Origin of the sequence: Pseudomonas sp. MBLB4123 (genome assembly GCF_051904775.1) — a bacterium.
GTDB classification, from domain to species: Bacteria; Pseudomonadota; Gammaproteobacteria; order Pseudomonadales; family Pseudomonadaceae; genus Aquipseudomonas; species Aquipseudomonas benzenivorans_B.
The window spans coordinates 3,751,203-3,770,788 of record NZ_CP196711.1 but is presented as its reverse complement, the minus strand read 5'-3'; the positions used below and the strand labels follow the sequence as shown (position 1 = coordinate 3,770,788).

Annotated in this window: 11 protein-coding genes; 4 read left to right on the top strand and 7 right to left on the bottom strand. The window is 67.3% G+C overall.

What is annotated here, in order from left to right; all coding sequences use genetic code 11:
- Positions 1-242: 242 nt before the first annotated feature.
- The gene (locus tag ACSX1C_RS17395) at positions 243-2,048 is read left to right on the top strand and encodes a DEAD/DEAH box helicase (RefSeq protein WP_439887186.1); all 1,806 of its coding nucleotides are present in this window, start codon (positions 243-245) and stop codon (positions 2,046-2,048) included.
- A gap of 101 nt (positions 2,049-2,149) precedes the next feature.
- On the opposite strand, the gene ACSX1C_RS17390 is transcribed toward ACSX1C_RS17395, so the two are convergent.
- Together ACSX1C_RS17390 and ACSX1C_RS17385 are read right to left on the bottom strand one after the other, a co-directional pair.
- Positions 2,150-2,728: a YceI family protein gene (locus tag ACSX1C_RS17390; protein ID WP_439887185.1), complete on the bottom strand. Its 579-nt coding sequence runs from the start codon at positions 2,726-2,728 to the stop codon at positions 2,150-2,152.
- Between the two features lie 41 nt (positions 2,729-2,769).
- A complete protein-coding gene (locus ACSX1C_RS17385) occupies positions 2,770-3,318 on the bottom strand; it encodes a cytochrome b (protein ID WP_318644001.1) in 549 nt (182 codons plus the stop codon).
- A 299-nt stretch (positions 3,319-3,617) separates the two neighbouring features.
- Here ACSX1C_RS17385 and ACSX1C_RS17380 point away from each other — a divergent pair, with 299 nt between their 5' ends.
- The 3 genes from ACSX1C_RS17380 (at position 3,618) to ACSX1C_RS17370 (ending at position 7,607) form a co-directional block, all read left to right on the top strand.
- Positions 3,618-5,024, top strand: coding sequence for an adenosylmethionine--8-amino-7-oxononanoate transaminase (locus tag ACSX1C_RS17380; protein WP_439887184.1), 1,407 nt, complete (start codon positions 3,618-3,620; stop codon positions 5,022-5,024).
- Positions 5,025-5,160: 136 nt separating this feature from the next.
- Positions 5,161-5,880: a 16S rRNA (uracil(1498)-N(3))-methyltransferase gene (locus ACSX1C_RS17375; protein ID WP_439887183.1), complete on the top strand. Its 720-nt coding sequence runs from the start codon at positions 5,161-5,163 to the stop codon at positions 5,878-5,880.
- A gap of 233 nt (positions 5,881-6,113) precedes the next feature.
- Positions 6,114-7,607 carry an alanine/glycine:cation symporter family protein gene (locus ACSX1C_RS17370; protein ID WP_439887182.1) on the top strand — a complete coding sequence of 498 codons (1,494 nt, stop codon included), beginning with the start codon at positions 6,114-6,116 and terminating at the stop codon, positions 7,605-7,607.
- Positions 7,608-7,747: 140 nt separating this feature from the next.
- Here ACSX1C_RS17370 and ACSX1C_RS17365 read toward each other — a convergent pair whose 3' ends face one another.
- The 5 genes from ACSX1C_RS17365 to ACSX1C_RS17345 form a co-directional block, all read right to left on the bottom strand.
- Positions 7,748-8,218, bottom strand: coding sequence for a chemotaxis protein CheW (locus tag ACSX1C_RS17365; RefSeq protein ID WP_318644005.1), 471 nt, complete (start codon positions 8,216-8,218; stop codon positions 7,748-7,750).
- Positions 8,219-8,248: 30 nt separating this feature from the next.
- On the bottom strand, positions 8,249-9,268 hold the full coding sequence (locus ACSX1C_RS17360) for a chemotaxis protein CheB (protein ID WP_439887181.1): 1,020 nt from the start codon (positions 9,266-9,268) through the stop codon (positions 8,249-8,251).
- Positions 9,265-16,557, bottom strand: a complete 7,293-nt coding sequence (locus ACSX1C_RS17355; RefSeq protein WP_439887180.1) for an Hpt domain-containing protein — start codon at positions 16,555-16,557, stop codon at positions 9,265-9,267. Before ACSX1C_RS17355 ends, ACSX1C_RS17360 begins: the two co-directional genes overlap by 4 nt.
- A gap of 21 nt (positions 16,558-16,578) precedes the next feature.
- Positions 16,579-17,436 carry a protein-glutamate O-methyltransferase gene (locus tag ACSX1C_RS17350; protein WP_439887179.1) on the bottom strand — a complete coding sequence of 286 codons (858 nt, stop codon included), beginning with the start codon at positions 17,434-17,436 and terminating at the stop codon, positions 16,579-16,581.
- 68 nt (positions 17,437-17,504) lie between these two features.
- Positions 17,505-19,553, bottom strand: a complete 2,049-nt coding sequence (locus ACSX1C_RS17345; RefSeq protein WP_439887178.1) for a methyl-accepting chemotaxis protein — start codon at positions 19,551-19,553, stop codon at positions 17,505-17,507.
- Positions 19,554-19,586 lie beyond the last annotated feature (33 nt).

The window sequence follows — 19,586 nt, the reverse complement described above, 5'->3', positions numbered from 1 at the left end:
GGGCGCACGAACCGTGCAGCCATCGCACATTTCGCGGCCTCGCGAGAAGGCCATACCACCGGGCGGTTCGCAGCCTCCCACAACGCGCCTGTTCTGTTATACTCGGGCCTCCCCGCCAGGCTTGCGCCCGGATGCTCGCCCCCAGTGGCCAGCAGTACCGGACGGGATTGCGCGCCTCACGCCGCGATTCAAGCCAGGCAATACACCCCATAGGGCCTCGCCCTCACTAGACAGGATTGCACATGTCCTTTGCCTCCCTCGGTCTCTCCGAGGCTTTAGTCCGTGCGGTCGAATCCGTCGGCTACACCCAGCCCACTCCGGTGCAACAGCGGGCCATCCCCGCCGTGTTGCAAGGTCGCGACCTGATGGTGGCGGCCCAGACGGGTACAGGTAAGACAGGCGGTTTTGCCCTGCCGATCCTCGAGCGACTGTTCCCCAACGGTCACCCGGATCGCGAACACCGCCACGGCCCCAAGCAGCCGCGCGTGCTGGTATTGACCCCCACCCGCGAACTGGCCGCCCAGGTCCATGACAGCTTCAAGGCCTACGCCCGCGATCTGAAATTCGTCAGCGCCTGCATCTTCGGCGGCGTCGGCATGAACCCCCAGGTGCAGGCCCTGGCCAAGGGCGTCGACGTCCTGGTGGCCTGCCCCGGCCGCCTGCTCGACCTGGCCAACCAGAAGGCCATCGACCTCTCCCACGTGGAAATCCTGGTCCTCGACGAAGCCGACCGCATGCTCGACATGGGCTTCATCCATGATGTGAAGAAGGTCCTCGCCAAGCTGCCCGCGCAGCGCCAGAACCTGCTGTTCTCGGCGACCTTCTCCAAGGACATCACCGACCTGGCCGGCAAGCTGCTGCACAACCCCGAACGCATCGAGGTGACGCCGCCGAACACCACGGTCGAGCGCATCGAGCAGCGCGTGTTCCGCCTGCAGGCCAGCCACAAGCGCGCCCTGCTCGCCCACCTGGTCACCGCCGGCGCCTGGGAACAGGTACTGGTCTTCACCCGCACCAAGCACGGCGCCAACCGCCTGGCCGAGTACCTCGACAAGCATGGCCTGCCGGCCGTGGCGATTCACGGCAACAAGAGCCAGAACGCCCGCACCAAGGCCCTGGCCGACTTCAAGGCGAACAAGGTGCGCATCCTGGTCGCCACCGACATCGCCGCCCGCGGCCTGGACATCGACCAACTGCCCCACGTGGTCAACTTCGAGCTGCCCAACGTCGAGGAAGACTACGTGCACCGCATCGGCCGTACCGGCCGCGCCGGCCGCAGCGGCGAGGCGATCTCGCTGGTCGCCCCGGACGAAGAGAAGCTGCTGAAAAGCATCGAGCGGATGACCAAGCAGAGGATCCCCGACGGCGACCTGATGGGCTTCGACGCCAGCAAGGTCGAGGCCGAGCGGCCGGAAGTGCGCGAGCCGCAGAAGCCCCGCCCGCCCCGCGGCGCCAATGCCGGCGGCGAGCGCCACGGCAGCGGGCGCAAGGACAAGGGCAAGGACGGCGGCAAGGCCAAGTCGCAGCCGGCGCGCGGCCAGCAACAGCCCCGCGCGGCGCGCCCGGTCGCGGCGGCCATCCCTGCCTTACCTCCCGACCGCGCACCGGACGAGTTCCGCGACGACGAGATCGACAACTTCGGCAACCGGGTCGACTACGTCAGCCCGCACCAGAACAAACAGCAGAATCGCGGTCGCCGTCCGGGCGCGGCGGCTGCCGGCACACCAGGCCAGGCACCCCGTGGCCAGGGCAAGGGACCGCGCAACGGCGGCGGCCAGAGCCAGGGGCAGGGCAAGCGCCAGGGCGGCCAGGGCCGCAACGGCAACGGCCGGGCTCGCCCGCCCCGCGACAGCAGCATCGCCCTCAACCGCGACGAGCTGCCGCGCCAGGAGCCGGTGGTGAAGAGCGCACGCGACAAGCAGCCGGTGATCGTGCACAAGAACTCGCGCAGCGAGCGCTTCCCCACACCCGAGCAGCTCGACGAACTGGCGAACAGCCGCCCACGCGGCGAGAAGCCGGCCCTGCTGACGCGCAACCGCGACAGCTAAGCCGCTCCGACACGAACGACGCCGGCCTCAGCCGGCGTCGTTCGTATCACAGCCAAGAAAAAGCCGACCCCAGGGTCGGCTTTTTCTATCCGGCTATACGGCTACTGGCGCACGCCTTCCACCGAGATGATCAGCTCGACTTCCTCGGAAGCCGGGCCCAGGTCCATGGCGATGTCGAAGTCCTTGAGCTTCAGCTTGGTCGAACCGGAGAAGCCGGCACGGTAGCCGCCCCAGGGGTCGTCGCCCTGGCCGACGAAGGTGGCGGCGATCACCACCGGCTTGGTCACACCGTTGAGCGTCAGGTTGCCGCTGATGTCGGCCGCGCCCTCGCCGGTGCTCTTCACCCCGGTGGACTCGAAGGTCGCGGTCGGGTGCTTGCCGACGTTGAGGAAGTCGGCGCTGCGGATGTGCTTGTCACGCTCGGCGTGATTGGTGTCGACGCTGGCGGTGTCCAGGCTGACCTTGACCTTGCTGGCCTCGGGGTTCTTCTCGTCGTAGCTGAAGCCGCCTTCGAACTCCTTGAAGCTGCCGTACAGCCAGCTGTAACCCAGGTGGCTGATCTTGAAGTTGACGAAGGCGTGCTGGCCCTCGGTGTCGATCACATAATCGGCGGCCAGGGCCTGGCCGCCGCCGAGCACGGCAGAGCCGAGGACCAGTGCGGCGAGGGTCTTTTTCAACATAACGAGTCTCCTTGTGAGGGTGTGCTATTCACTGCATGAAGCTAGCGGCCGCCGAACATACGCATGAGCGTGGCGTCGCGGTCGATGAAGTGGTGCTTGAGCGCGGCCAGCGCGTGGACTGCGGCGAATATCACCAGAGCCCAGGCCAGGTATTCGTGCACCAGGCCGGCCAGATCCTCCTGGCGCGGAATCCCGGTAAGGGTCGCCGGCACCTCGAACAAGCCGAACACCGAGATGCCACGCCCTTCGGCGGTGGAGATCAGATAACCGGAGACCATCAGCACGAACAGCCCGAAATAGAGGAAGGCGTGGCCAAGCCGGCTGCCCAGACGGGTCAAGCGGCCGTGGCTCGGCAGGCTCTGCGGTGGCGGACTGACCCGCCGCCACAGCATGCGCCCGAGCATCACCGCGAACAGCAGCAGACCGATGCTCTTGTGCAGTTCCGGCGCGGTCTTGTACCAGGCACTGTAATAGTCCAGTCCGACCATCCAGTACCCCAGGCCGAACAGGCCGAACACGGTCACGGCCACCAGCCAATGCAAGGAAATGCTGACCAGGCCGTAACGATCGGCAGAATTGCGCCACTGCATCGAGAAAAGCTCCGCAAAGAGGACCGGCACCGAGGGTGCGCGGAATAATATCGGGCAAGACTAACAACAAATCTATCGATGAAAAGCGAAAAAATTCGCTCTGAAACATCGAGAAATACGATGCTTTCCGCGCACCCGACCTGTCCTTGGTCGGGCGCCCCTCGCCCGAGTTCCCTCCCGCACGACCCGCGGCGCCCCGGAGCGGATCAACGGCCATCTCAGGCTCGCCCCGGGGCTCGGCGCCCTGTGCCGCGGAGACATCTGATAGGCTTGCCGCAGATGATTGGGAGAGCGTTTCGATGAGCCTGAATGACCACTGGATGCAACGCGACCTGGCCGTGCTCTGGCACCCCTGCACCCAGATGAAAGACCACGAGCAGCTGCCCCTGGTGCCGATCAAGCGCGGCGAAGGGGTGTGGCTGGAAGACTTCGACGGCAAGCGCTACCTCGACGCGGTCAGCTCCTGGTGGGTCAACGTATTCGGCCATGCCAACCCGCGGATCAACCAGCGCATCAAGGACCAGGTCGACCAGCTGGAGCACGTGATCCTCGCCGGCTTCAGCCATGCGCCGGTGGTCGAGCTGTCCGAGCGCCTGGTCAAGCTGACGCCCGCCGGCCTGGACCGGGTGTTCTACGCCGACAACGGCTCGTCGTGCATCGAGGTGGCGCTGAAGATGAGCTTCCACTACTGGCTCAACGTCGGCCAGCCTGCGAAGAAGCGCTTCGTCACCCTGAGCAACAGCTACCACGGCGAGACCGTGGCGGCCATGTCGGTCGGCGACGTGGCGCTGTTCACCGACACCTACAAGGCGCTGCTGCTCGACACCCTCAAGGTGCCCAGCCCGGACTGCTTCCATCGCCCCGCGGGCATGGGCTGGGAGGAACACTCGAGGGCCATGTTCGCCCACATGGAGCAGTGCCTCGCCGAGCACCACCGGGAGGTCGCCGCGGTGATAGTCGAGCCGCTGATCCAGGGCGCCGGCGGCATGCGCATGTATCACCCGATCTACCTCAAGCTGCTGCGCGAGGCCTGCGACCGCTACGGCGTGCACCTGATCCACGACGAAATCGCCGTCGGCTTCGGCCGCACCGGGACGATGTTCGCCTGCGAGCAGGCCGGCATCCGTCCGGACTTCCTCTGCCTGTCCAAGGCCCTCACCGGCGGCTACCTGCCCCTGGCCGCGTGCCTCACCACCGACACCGTCTACCAGGCCTTCTACGACGACTACTCGACCCTGCGCGCCTTCCTCCATTCGCACAGCTACACCGGCAACCCCCTGGCCTGCGCGGCGGCCCTGGCGACCCTGGACATCTTCGAGCAGGACGATGTGATCGAGGCGAACAAACGGCTCTCTGCCCGCATGGCCAGCGCCACCGCGCACCTGGCCGATCACCCCCATGTCGCCGAGGTGCGCCAGACCGGCATGGCCCTGGCCGTCGAGATGGTTCAGGACAAGGCGAGCAAGACGGCCTACCCCTGGCAGGAGCGCCGCGGCCTCAAGGTGTTCCAGCACGCCCTGAGCCGCGGTGCCCTGCTCCGCCCCTTGGGCAGCGTGGTGTACTTCCTGCCGCCCTACGTGATCACGCAGGACGAGATCGACTTCCTCGCCGAGGTGGCCAGCGAAGGCATCGACATCGCCACCCGCGACGCGGTCAGCGTGGCGGTGCCGCGCGGCGCCCGCACCGAGTTCCGCGATCCGGGCTGAAAACCCGGGGCGGATGACGCGCCGCTCGTCCGCCCGGAGTCCGCACGGTGGAGGGATGAAGCGCCCTCCACCCTACTCCCCGACCCTCGCAGGCTTTAAGCTTGCGCCCTCGAAATCGCCACCAGTAACCATTGCCATGCGCCTGTCCCGCTTCTTCGTCGACGCTCCCCTGTCCCTCGGTCAGCACCAGCTGCCGGAAACCCAGGCCCACTATATCGGCCGCGTGCTGCGCCACACGGCCGGCGATACGGTGCAGCTGTTCGACGGCAGCGGCCAGGAGTACCTCGGCTCATTGATAGAAGTCGGCAAGAAGGGCGTGCGGGTCGAGCTGCACGAGACCTTCGCCGGCCAGGCCGAGTCGCCGCTGCGCATCCACCTCGGTCAGGGGCTGTCGCGCGGCGAGCGCATGGACTGGGCCATCCAGAAGGCCACCGAGCTGGGCGCGAGCGAGATCAGCCCGATCGTCTCGGAGCGCTGCGAGGTGCGCCTGAAGGACGAACGCGCCGACAAGCGCCTGGCACACTGGCGCCAGGTGGCCATCAGCGCCAGCGAGCAGTGCGGCCGCTCGGTGCTGCCGGTCATCCACCCCCCCATTGCTCTGGGCGAGTGGCTGCAACGGGTCGAGGCACAGCTCAAGCTGGTGCTGCATCCCGTCGCCGAGCCGCTGGCCAGCCACGCCCGGCCAGAGTCCCTGGCCTTCCTGATCGGCCCGGAGGGCGGCCTGGCGGATGCCGAGGTCTCCCAGGCACAGGCCGCCGGCTTCTACGCCGCCCGCCTCGGCCCGCGCGTGCTGCGTACCGAGACGGCTCCCGTGGCGGCGCTTGCAGTCGTCCAGCACCTGTGGGGCGACTTCTAGTCCAGGCACACGACGTGTCGCATCGCTGTAACAAGATGTGACTAGCGTGAATGGCAAGCTCCCGCCCTTCTGGCATGCTCCGCAGGCCAAAAGCGTACCCTCGGTCTACCACCGCGCGCCGCTCTTGCTCTGGCCGGCCCTTGGAGCCGGACCGCCCTCCAATAACAATTCGCCGGGGGCAGGGGCTTCCCAAAAGGAAGCCGCCGCAAGCCCTCAGCCCCAAGGAGCACTACATGAACGAACTGGTCTCGACTCTAAACGGACTGGTCTGGAGCCCTGCACTGATCTATCTGTGCCTGGGCGTCGGTCTCTACTTCTCCCTGCGCGGACGCTTCCTGCAGATCCGCCACTTCAAGGAAATGATCAAGCTGATGTTCACCGGGCGCACCGATGAACGCGGCATCACCTCCTTCCAAGCCCTGACCATGACCCTCGCCGGGCGCGTCGGTACCGGCAACATCGCCGGCGTGGCCACCGCCATCACCTTCGGCGGCCCGGGCGCGGTGTTCTGGATGTGGATGGTCGCCTTCCTCGGCGCCAGCTCGGCCTTCGTCGAGTCGACCCTGGGTCAGGTGTACAAGGAAAGCATCAACGGCGAACACCGCGGCGGCCCGGCCTTCTTCATCGAGAAGGGCCTGGGCATGAAGTGGTACGCCTGGATCTTCGCGGTGGTCACCGTGATCGCCTGCGGCCTGCTGCTGCCGGGCGTACAGGCCAACTCCATCGCCTCCAGCGTCAACACCGCCTTCGGCGTCGACCCCAACACCACCGCCGCGGTCCTCGCCGTATTGATCGGCCTGATCATCTTCGGCGGCGTCAAGCGCATCGCCCACTTCACCCAGGTGGTGGTGCCCTTCATGGCGCTGGGCTACATCCTGGTGGCGATGGTCATCATCCTGCTGAACATCTCCCAGCTGCCGGACGTGATCGCCCTGATCCTCAAGAGCGCCTTCGGTCTGGAAGCCGGTTTCGGCGCCATCCTCGGCATGGCCATCATGTGGGGCGTCAAGCGCGGCGTGTACTCCAACGAAGCCGGCCAGGGCACCGGCCCGCACGCCTCCTCGGCGGCGGCCGTCAGCCACCCGGCCAAGCAGGGCCTGGTGCAGGGCTTCTCGGTGTACATCGACACCCTGTTCGTCTGCTCCGCCACCGCCTTCATGCTGCTGATCACCGGCCAGTACAACGTGCAGGGCGCCGACGGTAGCGAGCTGTTCACCGGTATCGCCGGCGTCGCCGCGGGCCCGGGCTACGTGCAGACCGCCATGGAGAACATGATGCCGGGCTTCGGCAACGCCTTCGTCGCCATCGCCCTGTTCTTCTTCGCCTTCACCACCATCCTGGCCTACTACTACATCGCCGAAACCAACATCGCCTTCATCAACCGCAAGGTGAATCGCCCCTGGCTGACCCTGCTGCTGAAGTTCGGCATCATCGCCGCCACCGTCTACGGCACCGTGCGCAGCGCGACCCTGGCCTGGGACCTGGGCGACCTGGGCGTAGGCCTGATGGCCTGGCTGAACATCGGCGCCATCATCCTGATGCACAAGATCGCCTATACCTGCCTGAAGGACTACGAGGCACAGAAGGCCCAGGGCCTGGACCCCGTGTTCGACCCGGTGAAGCTCGGTATCAAGAATGCCGACTACTGGACCGGCAAGAAGGACGCCAGCACCGCTGAAACCAGCGACGCGGCCGCTCCCGACGCCCGTCCGGAAAGCGCCCGCTAACGGCGCCTGAAAGAAAAAGCCCCGCACAGCGCGGGGCTTTTTTGTGGGCTCATGAAAGGCCTCGAAGCAGAAGAAGGCTCGCGCATGCCCGGATGGGTGGGGCGCCGGCGGCCCCGCCGAATCGAGTCGAAGGAGCTGGGCTAGATCAGCCCGGCATCCTCCAGCATCTGCTCCAGAGCGACCAGATCGGGAATCTTCAGGACCGCCTCGCCCAGCGCCACGGCCTCCAACTCCAGGGGCGCCAGCGGCGCATCGCCCCGCGGCAAACCGGCGTCGACCTTGACCGAGTGCGGAATACCCTGCACCAGCAGGGCGATGAACTTGACCTTGGGTCGTCCGCCGAGGGCGTTGATCACCGCCACCCGGGCGCCGGAGCCGATCTGCACCTGGCCATCCGAGGCCGCCTCGAACGACAGCAACGGCAGACGCAGATCGCGCCAGGCGATCTGCCCGAGAAACCAGGCCGGCATGCCGGCGCTGACCTGGGGTGCGCGATAGGGGATAAGCTCGGCGACCGCCACGTTGGGCAACAGCAGGCTGCGGTCGGCCAGCGGCACCTGTAGCGCGGTCAGGCTGGTGACGGAGTTCTGGGTGGCTACGGCTTGGTTCATGCAAAGATCCTATGCGGGACGAGGCTCAGATTAACGGCACTGCTCGGCCAGGTGGTTGACCAACGCGGCAGCCAGTTCCCGCGGGTCGGCGCTGAAACTGCTGTAGCCGCCCTCACGCAGGCTGTCCGGCATGCTCGGGCAGGCGCAACTGTCGCCGCGCTGGGTCCAGATATCCCCGCCCTGACGGCGCACGTAGGCGGCCGCGGCGCTGCCGTCGCTGCCCATGCCGCTGAAGCTGATCACCCCGCACTGGCTGCCGAAGTGCTGGGCGAGATTGAGCATCATCTGATCGATCGACGGGCTGTAGGGCTCCGGCCAACCGCGCTCGGATATTTGCATCAGGCGCTCGTCGCTGAAACCCAGCTCGCGACTGATCGGCGCCACCACCACCTCGCCGCAGCGGATCGGCTCGCCATGGCGGGCCGGATTGACGTGCCACTGGCTATGCCGGCCGACCGCCTGGGGCAGCGCCGTCTCGAAGCTGGGGTCGATGTGCTGGGCGTAGACGAAGCCCACCGGCAAACCGCCGGGCAGGGCATCGAGAAAGGCCTTGACCGCCGCCGGCCCGCCCAGCGAGGCAGCCAGCAGCCAGACCTGACGGGCCGGCTCGCCGGCCGTCAGCGGCGTCTCCGCCAGGGCCTGGGGCAACTCCAGGCGGGCCGGGCGTTGCGCCTCCGTGAGCAGAGCCGCCAGGCTCGGGCCGACCGCCTGGGACGGGTCGCCGATGAGCTTCTTCAGCTTGCCGAACAGGCGCCGTTCCCAACGCGGGTAGTGCTCCGAATGCCGCTCCGGGGCATGTCCCTCGCCGAACAGCACGGGGGCCGTCACCCGCTCGAGCAGGCTGTCGACCAGCGGCGAGTCCTCCGACTGGGCCAGATCGACCAGCCACAGGTCGGTCTCGCAGGCACCCAGGGCGTCCTCGTCGAGGCGCGCCGGATCGCTGTTGAGCACAACCTGGTAACCACTGCCGTTCAGGGCCTGCTGCAGCACATGGCGCTGCAGCGAGGTGTCGGCGATGACCGCAATACGGGCCGCGCTTTTCTCAGTCATTTCCGTTTGACCAGTTGGTGGATGCTGTCGAGCAGCAGGGACTCTTGATAGGGCTTGCCGAGGTACTCGTTGACGCCGATGGCCATGGCCCGCTCACGGTGCTTCTCGCCGGTACGCGAGGTGATCATGATGATCGGCAGATCCTTCAGACGCTCGTCGTGACGCACCAGGGTGGCCACCTCGAAGCCGTCCATGCGCGGCATCTCGATGTCCAGCAGCATGATGTCGGGCCGGTGCTCCTGCAGCTGGCCCAGGGCGTCCACGCCGTCCTTGGCGGTCAGCACGTTCATGCCATTGCGTTCCAGCAGGCGGCTGGTGACCTTGCGCACGGTCACCGAGTCGTCCACCACCATGACCAGGGTCGGCCGATCCGCCTCGACCTCTTCGGTAGTCGTGGCCTTGCCGAGCAGACGCGGCTGCGTCTGGCTCAACAGGTGGGCATGGATCACGCGGATGGTCGCCAGCAGATCGAGAATCACCACCACCCGACCGTCGCCGAGAATGGTCGCACCGGAGATGCCATGCACCCCGGCGAACTGCGGACCGAGGCTCTTCACCACGATCTCGCGCGAGCCCGCCAGGCTGTCGACCTGCACCGCCACCGCATGCTCGCTGGAGCGCACCAGGATCACCGGAAGCGGCAGGCTCTGGCCGACCAGCTTGGGCTGCTGGCCGTTGTTCAGCAGATCGCCCAGGTAGCGCAGCTCGTAGGCCTGGCCGGCATACTCGAAGCGCGGCGCATCGGGCTGGTAGTAGGCCTCCAGCTCGTAGGGCGAAACCCGCACGATGCCCTCGATGGTGTTCAGCGGGATGGCGTACAGGTCCTCGCCGGACAGCACCATCAACGCCCGGTTGACCGACACGGTGAACGGCAGGCGGATGGTGAAGCGGGTGCCCTCGCCCGGCGTCGAGTCGATGCTCATCGAGCCGCCTAGCTGCTTGACCTCCGAGTGCACCACGTCCATGCCGACGCCGCGCCCGGAAATCTGCGTGACCTTCTCCGCCGTGGAGAAACCGGCCTCGAGGATGAACTGCAGAATCTCGTGATCGGTGAGATCCGAATCCTCGTCCATCAGGCCGCGCTCGATCGCCTTGCGCCGCACCGCATCGAGCTTGATGCCACCGCCGTCGTCGGCCAGGGTGAGGACGATATCGCCGCCCTCGCGGCCGAGGTCGAGGCGGATACGGCCCTGCTCCGCCTTGCCGGCGGCGCGACGCAGCTCGGCGGCCTCGATGCCGTGGTCGACGGCGTTGCGTAGCATGTGCTCCAGCGGCGCGACGATGCGCTCCAGGACGGTGCGGTCCATCTCGCCTTCGGCGTTGCCGACGACGAACTCGACCTGCTTGCCCAGTTCGCCGGCGACCTGGCGGACGATGCGCCGCAGCCGTGGCACCAGACGATCGAAGGGCACCATGCGGGTGCGCATCAGGCCTTCCTGTAGCTCGGTGTTGACCCGCGCCTGCTGCAGCAGCAGGGTCTCCGCATCGCGGTTGCGCGCGGCCAGGGTCTCCTTCAGGTCGAGCAGGTCGGACGCCGACTCGAACAGGGCGCGCGAGAGCTGCTGCAACTGCGAGTGGCGGTCCATCTCCAGCGGGTCGAAATCTTCATAACCGGCGCGCTCGGCCTCGGCCTGGTAGCGGCTGAGGATCTGCGCCTGGGTCTCGGTGTCCAGGCGGCGCAGCTGGTCGCGCACCCGGTCGATGGTCGCCTCCATCTCGCTCAGGGTGAAGCCGAAGTCACTGACCTGCTGCTCGACCCGGCCACGGAAGATCGAGGTCTCGCCGGCCAGGTTGACCAGCCCCTCGAGCAGGTCCGCCGGCACCTTGACCAGCTCCTGCGGCGCGCGGCGCGCGGCGGCATCCTGGGCGGCCTGCTCGGCACGCTGCATAAACGGCAGCACCCGGGTCACCGGCTCCTCGGCCGGCCGCTCGCTCGCTGCGACTATGGGGGCAGCGAGCTCCGGCAGGCGCATCGGCGCGGCCTCGGCCCGGCCCTCGTCACGCGGACTGGCCGCAGTCTCCGCCTGCAGGCTGTCCTGCAGGCGCTGGCGCAACTGATCGAGCTCGCTCTGCAGGCCCTCGAAACCCGACTGCACATCGAGGAACAGGCTCTCCGGCCAGGGCGCCCCCTGTTGCTGAGCCTCGGTCAGATGCTGCTCCAGGTCGTGGCTCAGGTCGCCCAGACGCCTCTGCCCGGCCAGCCGGGCGCCACCCTTGAGGGTGTGCAGCACGCGCAGCATGTCGTCGATGGCGGCGCCATCCTCGCGCTGCGCCTCCCAGCGACCGAGCGCCTGCTCCATGGCCTCCAGCAGGTCGTCGGCCTCCTCCATGAAGATGTCGAGGATGTCCGACTCGGCATCCTCGACCTCCCCGGGCGCATCGACAGCCCTGAGCTGCACCGCCGATGGCATGCTCAGCTGCTCGTCCGGGTTGGCGCGATAACGCTTGATGGCCTCGATCAGCCCCTGGCCGTTAGGCAGCGCACGCCGCCCACGGACCGCCTCGAGCATCTCGGCGAGGCTGTCGTGACAGCGCTGCAACAGGCCGAACAGCTCTGGCCCGGCGCGTAATTTGCCGCCGCACAGGCCTTCGTAGAGAAACTCCAGCTCATGGGCCAGATCGCCGATCTCGGGGATCTCCGCCATCCGGGCGCCGCCCTTGAGGGTATGCAGGTCGCGCTGCAGCGCCTCCAGCTCGAGGCTGTTGTCGGTGTCCTCGGTCCAACGCTGCAAGGCCGCGCCGGCACTGTCGATGATATCGAAGCCTTCTTCGAGGAAGATCTCTACCAGTTCGGGATCGCGCTCATCCTCGACTTCCGCCCTCTGCTCGATGGCCGCCGGGCCCGGCTCGTGCGAGGACTCCGGGTCGGACTCCGTCGCCATCTCCAGGTCTAGCACGGGCTCCTGCGCCTGAGGCGCGGTGTCGGCGGCCGCGGGCTGCTCGGCGAGCGGGAAGGCCTCGGCCTGTTCATCCGCCATCGGCGCCAAGGCCACGTCCTCATCCTCCGCCAGGCCGGTTTCGGCTTCGGCTTCGGCTTCGGCTTCGGCTTCGGCTTCGGCTTCGGCTTCGGCTTCGGCTTCGGCTTCGGCTTCGGCTTCGGCTTCGGCTTCGGCTTCGTGAACAGCCTCGGGGCCGTCCGCCTGGGGCGTCAAGTCCGCCGTGCGGCCTTGACGAAACGCACGAATCGCCTCGATCAGGTCGAGCGGCTCAGCCAGTTCGGCACGTTGCTGCAGCTGCTCGAGCAACACGGCCAGGCGGTCATGGCTCTGCTGAAGCAGCCCGGCGAGCGGGGCGCTGTGACGATAGCGACAATCCAGCAGGCCCTCGTAAAGCGACTCCAGCTCATGGGCCAGGTCGCCGATCGGGCCGATCTGCGCCATACGCGCGCCGCCCTTGAGGGTATGCAGGTCGCGCTGCAGGGCCGAGAGTGCCGCCTTCTGCTCCGGATCGGCGAGCCAGCGGTCCAGCGCTTGTCCGGCGCTGTCCAGGATATCCACCGCCTCTTCGAGGAAGATCGCCACCATCTCCTCATCCAGCACCTCATAGGTGTGGGACGGCTCCTCTGCCGCTGCGTCTTCCTCGCTCGCCTGGTCGAGTGCCAGTTCGACCTCGGTCGCCAGCTCGCCCTCTCCGTCGAGCGGCCAGTCGATGCCCTCGGCTGCGGCGCCGGCGACATCCAGTTCGGTGATCTCCAGGCCGCCGTGACCATCGGCCGACAGCAACGCCAGGGCGCCGGGGTCCAGCGCCTCAGCGAGCAGGCTGCGCAGTGCCGCGACCCGCTCGGGCTGGGCACTGACCTGCAGGCCGGCGGCGACCTGATCCATCATGCCGATCAGCGCTTCATGGGCCTGCTCGGCCTCGCTGAAGAAGCGCTCGCTGACCGCCAAACTGCCTTCGTCGACCGCGCCGTAGAGATCGAGCAAAGCCTCGCAGAGCTCTTCGATCTGCGGCAACTCGGCCATGTCCGCGCCGCGTCCGAGGGTGGTCAGCTCCTCCAGCAGGGCGCTGAGCTCCTGACGCTCGGCGGGGTGTTCACGCCAGCGCCGCAACAGGTCTTCGGCATCCAGCAGGATGTCCATGCCCTCGGCGAGGAAGATGCCGATCAGCTGTGGGTCGCGGGCGTCGCCCTGCTCGCTCTTGCGTTCGGCCTCCGCGGCGCCCAGGCGCTCCTGATGCAGCCGGTGGGCCCGCTCGAGGAACTCCGCGGCGCCCGGCAGCGGCGCCAGGGGCTGGCGCTCCAGCTGCTCCAGGCCCTGCCGCAGCAGCTGCTCGGCGTCGCGCAGCAGCTCCGTTTCGCTCATGTCCATGGGGATCAGATTGGTCTTGAACTCCTTGACCATCTTTTCCAGGGGCGCGGCGATCTCCGCCATCGGCAGAATGCCGGCCATATAGGCACTGCCCTTGAGGGTGTGCAGGGCGCGTTGCAGATCGTCGGTAACGGGCTGCGGCAACTCGCGGGCGCAGTCGGCCAGGAAGCTGCCCAGGGTATCGAGGTGGGTCTCGGCCTCGTTACGGAAGATCTCCAGCAGCTGCGGGTCGAGCGCCTCACCGTCGCCTTCGGCAGCGGTAGTCTCGCTATCGCCCGCAGGCTCGGCTACCTGTGCAACCGGGGCGTCAGTTTTTGGGAGGCTTTGGCCCTTCGCCAGCGCATGGGCACTGGCCGCGAGCCGGTCGACATCATCACGCTGGCGCTGGGCCTTGGCGGCGAACTCCTCGACCAAAGCCGGCATCAGCGCCACCACGTCTTCGACCACCTGCAGCACCTCGGCACCCGGCTGGATGCTGCGGTCGAGCACGCGGTTGAGCAGGTTTTCGATCGACCAGGCCAGCTCGCCGATGACCAGGGCACGGACCATGCGCCCGCTGCCCTTGAGGGTGTGAAAGGCACGGCGCACTTCGACCAGGGCGTCCTTGTCGTCGGTATTGGCGCGCCACTGCGGCAGGTACTGGGCGATGGTCTCGAGGACTTCACCGGCCTCTTCGATAAAGACCTCCGCCAGTTCCTCGTCGACCGGTTCCTCATCGGCCGGTGGTGGCAGCAGGCTGGGCGGCACGTCGCTGGCCGGCGGGTTGATCGCCTGCTGCGGCGCTGCCATCACATCGGCCAGCGACAGTGCCGCGTCCGCCGCAGGTACCGGCGCCTCGACCTCGATCACCGGGTCGGCGCTCGGCAGCTCGACCTCGGGAATATCCAAGGCGGCCAGTTCGGCCTCGTCCCACTGAACAGGGCTCGCCAAGTCGTCCAGGCTCAGCTCTTCCAGCTGCAGACCTTCCAACGACAGCTCGTCGCCAAGCGGCGTTCCGCCTGCTTCAGACGCCGCCTCGAGGAGGTCAGGCGCATCGGGCTCGACGAGCTCGGACAGCGGGCCCGGCTCATCCGCCTGCGGCTCTTCCGTCGCAGGCTCAACGTCGAGAGCGGCAGGCTCCAGGCCAGGCTGGCCATCGGCGGTCGCCTCAAGCGGCTCGCCGCCTTCATCCAGCGACTGCGGGGAACCGAACGCAGGATCCGGCTCTTCGGCCAGCACCTCGATCTCGTCCAACGGGTCGGCCAGTGGAGCCGGCGATTCCTGCGGCGGCTCGACGCGATCGAGAATCGAGGGCTTCTCGGTCAAGGGGTAGCCGAGACTCGCCAGGCTCTCCTCGGCCACATCGAGAATCAGGTCGCCCTGGCTGGCATGGTCCTCGGCCAACCGTTCCAGGTAATACTCGACGCTGGTGATGGCGTCGGCCAGGGTGTCGAGGCTCTGCCAGTTGGGCACGGCCTTGCGCACCAGCAGCTGCTCATGGATATAGCGATTGCAGGCCTTCAGCAGGTCAGCGGCACGGTTCAGCGGAATCATGCCGAGACCGCCACGCACCTGGGTCAGCAGCTCGGGGACGCGGGCCAGGTGTTCGTGGTTCCACTGCGAGGCGATGAACTCGATGATCGCGTCCTTGGCCTGCTCCAGGCCGTTGCGCGCCTCCTTGATCACCAGCTGGTGGATCTGCGCCACGTCGGTGGTGGGCAGGTGGCTCTCCTCGCGCCCGCTGTCCTCGGCCGGGCCGACCATGCCGGCCAGCGTCGCCTCGACGTAGAGCAGCGCGCCGGCGACATCCATCAGCACCGCATCGTTGGGCTCGCGCTGGCCCAGGGACAGGCCGTGGACCACGTCGATCTGGTCGACTATGACCTTGCGCGGCTGGGCGAAGCCCAGCACCGCCAGGGTATCGGCGATCTGCTTGAGCGGCGCCAGCAGGGCGTCGAGCTCGGCCACCTGGCGGCGATCGCTGCGCACGAACAGGTCGAGGCTGTCCTTGACCCGCACCAGCTCCTCGCACAGGGCGCCGACCACCGAGCGCATGGCGTCGCGGTCGGGGCCGGCCAGGCGGGCCCGCTCCTCGTCCACCACCTCGGTGTTCGGCAGGGCATCGTCGAGGCGGTACTGCTCCTTCAGCTTGCGGATGCGCGGCGACTGCGCCGGCGCCTTGGCCACGTAGAACAGCAGGTTCTTGATCAGCTCGTCGGGGGCCGCCTGGTTGAAGCCGTCGGCGCCCTGCTCCAGCAGGCGCTTGAGCTCCTTGTCGACCTCGCGCAGCAGGGTGCGCACCGAGGTGCCGTTGACCACGCTGCCGTTGGCCAGCCCCTCGACCAGGCCCGAGGCGATCTGCCACAAGGGGCCGAGCGGCGCGTCCTGGCACAGGGTTTCCAGACGGGCGAAGACCCGCGCCATGTAGCCCAGGTTGGTGGCCAGGTCCTGGTTGCGGATCACCCCGACCAGGGCCAGCTGCAGCATCTGCCGCAGCTTGCGCAGCAGCACCGGCAGCTCGGCGGTGCGCAGCCGCGCCAGGGACTCGAGCGACAGCACCGGCGGGCGCTGCGACAGGTCGGGGGCGAACAGGCTGGTTTCCGACAGCAGCTTCTCGCCGCGGGCCGCCCGCAGGTCGTTGAGCAGCGGCAGCACCACCATCGGCAGGTCGCGCCGCGCGGTCTGGATCCGCTCCAGGTAGGCCGGCAGCTGCAGGATCGCCTGCATCAGCACCTCCAGGGCCTCGCCCTGGTTGGCCACGCGGCCCTCCATCAGGGCCTGGGCCAGGTGCTCCATCTCCTCGGCGAGCAGGGCCGCGCCGTAGAACTCCACCATCTGCAGAGTGCCGTGAACCTGATGCACGTAGGTCAGACAGAAACGCATGCGCGTCGAGTCCTGCGGATTCTCGACGAACGCCTCCAGAGCCTGACGCGCCTGCTTCAGGGTCTCCGCGATTTCGCCCTTGACCCACTCCAGGGCGACATAGTCGTGCCGATCCCCCATAGCCACTCCACTCATAAAGCCCTATCCCTTGCGGGTAAACGCCAGCACTCGCTCGTCGGCCACCGGGATCAACTCCGGATGCTGCCAACCGGCCACTTCACCCACTCCCACCACCAGCAGCCCTCCCGGTGCCAGGCGCTCGGCCAGGCGGTTGAGGATCTCGCGGCGACGCCAGCGGCGAAAATAGATCAGCAAGTTCTGACAAAAAATGACGTCCATACCGGACATTGGCGCCTTGGCCAGTTCCAGCACATTGAGCCTGGCGCAACAGACACGTGCCGCCAGGCTCGGTATAACCTTGAAGCGTCCATCGGCCTGGGCCGCGAAATAACGCCGGCGCAGGTCGTCTTCCAGTTGCTCGAGCTTGCGCGCCCCATACAGGCCCTCGCGGGCCTTGCTCAGGGCATTGAGACTGATGTCCGTACCGGTCACACCGAAATGCTCGGGCCACTCGCTGTCACGCAGCACCTGTGCGGCGCTGATCGCCAGCGAATAGGGTTCCTCGCCACTGGAGCAGCCCACGCTCCACAACGCCCAGGGCCGCTCCAGGCCCTGCGCCAGCCGTTCGTGCAGGTGCCGCTCGAGCACCTCGAAGGACGCCGGATGGCGAAAGAAGCGGGTCTCCTGCACGGTCAGACGGTCCAGCAGGGTCGACCACTCCACCGCACCGCGCGGGCCGTCCGTGACCTGCCGGTAATACGCGGCATAGTCCGCCACGCCCAGCTCGCGCATCCGCGCGCTCAGGTTGGTCTGCAGGAAGGCCCGACGCTGCTCGGTGATCACCACGCCGGTGCGTTCCTCGAGCAGGGTCTGCCAATCGCGAAACTCCGCGGCGCTGATCTCCGCCACGGGTTGCAAGGCCCAGACGCCTGACTGCATGTCGTGCCCCTCGCTCATGGCCATCGACCCGGCGCGGCGACCGCCAGCGGTCGCCGCAGCGCATTCGCTTATGCCTGCTCCCCGGTTTCCGGCAGGGTGAAGCCGGAAACCGACTTACGCATCTCACTGGCCATCTTGGCCAAGGTACCGATGCTCTTCGCGGTGGCGGTGGTGCCGGAGGAGGTCTGCGAGGTGATCTCCTGGATCACGTTCATGGTGTTGGAGATATGGCCGGCGGAGGAGGCCTGCTGACGAGCGGCGTTGGAGATGTTCTGGATCAAGGCCGCGAGGGTCTTGGATACCTTCTCGATCTCCTCCAGGGCCACCCCGGCGTCCTGGGCCAGGCGCGCACCGCGCACCACCTCGGAAGTGGTCTGCTCCATGGAGATTACCGCTTCGTTGGTGTCGGTCTGAATGGTCTTGACCAGCGCCTCGATCTGCTTGGTCGCGGCCGAGGAACGTTCCGCCAGACGCTGTACTTCGTCCGCAACCACGGCGAAGCCGCGACCGGCGTCACCGGCCATGGAGGCCTGGATCGCGGCGTTCAGGGCGAGGATGTTGGTCTGGTCGGCAATGTCGTTAATCAGGCTAACGATGTCACCGATCTCCTGGGACGACTCGCCGAGGCGCTTGATCCGCTTTGAGGTGTCCTGGATCTGCTCACGGATGTTATCCATGCCGGTGATGGTGTTGTGTACCACCTCGTTGCCCTTGTTGGCGATGGCTACCGAGCGCTCCGCTACCGCGGAGGACTCGCTGGCGTTGGCCGATACCTGGTCGATCGACACCGCCATCTCGTTGATCGCCGCCGAGGCCCCGGCGATTTCCTGGGCCTGATGCTCCGAGGCCTCGGCCAGGTGCATCGCCGTGGCCTGGGTTTCCTGGGCCGCACCGGCTACCTGAACGGCGGTCAGGTTGATGGTGGCCACCAGGTCGCGCAGCTGGTCGATGGAGTAGTTGATCGAGTCGGCGATGGCCCCGGTGAAGTCCTCGGTTACCGTCGCGGCCACGGTCAGGTCACCGTCGGCGAGGTCGGCAATCTCGTCGAGCAGACGCAGAATCGCCGTCTGGTTGCGTTCGTTCTTCTCGGCGGTCTCGGCCAGACGGCGGTTGGTCTCGCGCACCATGACCAGGCCGATGAGGATGATCGAGGCCAGGGCCAGGACGCCCAGCAGGTAACCGGCGAGGGTATTCAGGGCGCGTCCGGCGGCCAGCTCCTCGAAGCCTTCGGCCAGCTCGGAGGCCTTGTCCAGCAGGGTCTGCGACACGCTGAAGATGGTGTTGGCCGACTCACGCACCTGGAACAGCTCGGGCGAGGTCTCGAGGATCTCGTCCACCGAACCGGAAACGAACTCGAACAGCTCGGAAATCTCCGCCAGACGCTCGAGCGCCTCGGCGTCGGTCACCTGGGAGATTTCCATCGCCGCGTTGCCCTCGAGCATCGCGCTGAGCACCCGGCCGAACAGGCTGGCGTCGCGGCCGAACATGTCGGCGGCCTGCACCGAGTCCTCGTCACCGGCCAGCACCTTGTTCACCGAGCCGAGAATCCGCTCGGCGAGCAGCGACTGACGCTGGGCCACCGAGACCTGGGCCGCCGGCGCACCGCTCTCCAGGAGAATGTCGACCACCTCCTCGTACTCGACCTGCAGCTGCGGAATGGTTTCGGCCAGGGTCGCGGCCACCTGGTGCAACGACAGTACGGTCTGTTCGCTGGCCAGGATGGCGTCGGTGTTCTGCCGCAGGCTGTCCCAGTCCTGCTGCACCGCCGCCATCTGCGCCTGCACGGCCTCGGGGGCCTCCGGAACGCCGCTGGCGCTGTTGCCGTCGGTCAGGTAACCCCAGCGGGCCTGGAAGTCGTTACGCGCCTCGCGCAGCAGGCCGAAGGCCTCCGCGGTACCCGCCGCCGACTCGGAGGCGTTCTTGGCGATACGCTGGGACAGTACGCGCAGCTCACCGGAGTGGCTGATGTATTCCGTATCGTAGTTGGACTGGGTGTTGAGGTAGGCGAAGTTCGCGAACAGCAACACGATGGAAACGATCAGGACGATGAACAGCCCCAAGATCAGCGTGCTGCTGCGCGTACCCGCGAATAGATTGCCTGTGTTGAGTTTTTTCATTATCTGGCCCCCGCCTGGACCGACCGCACTACG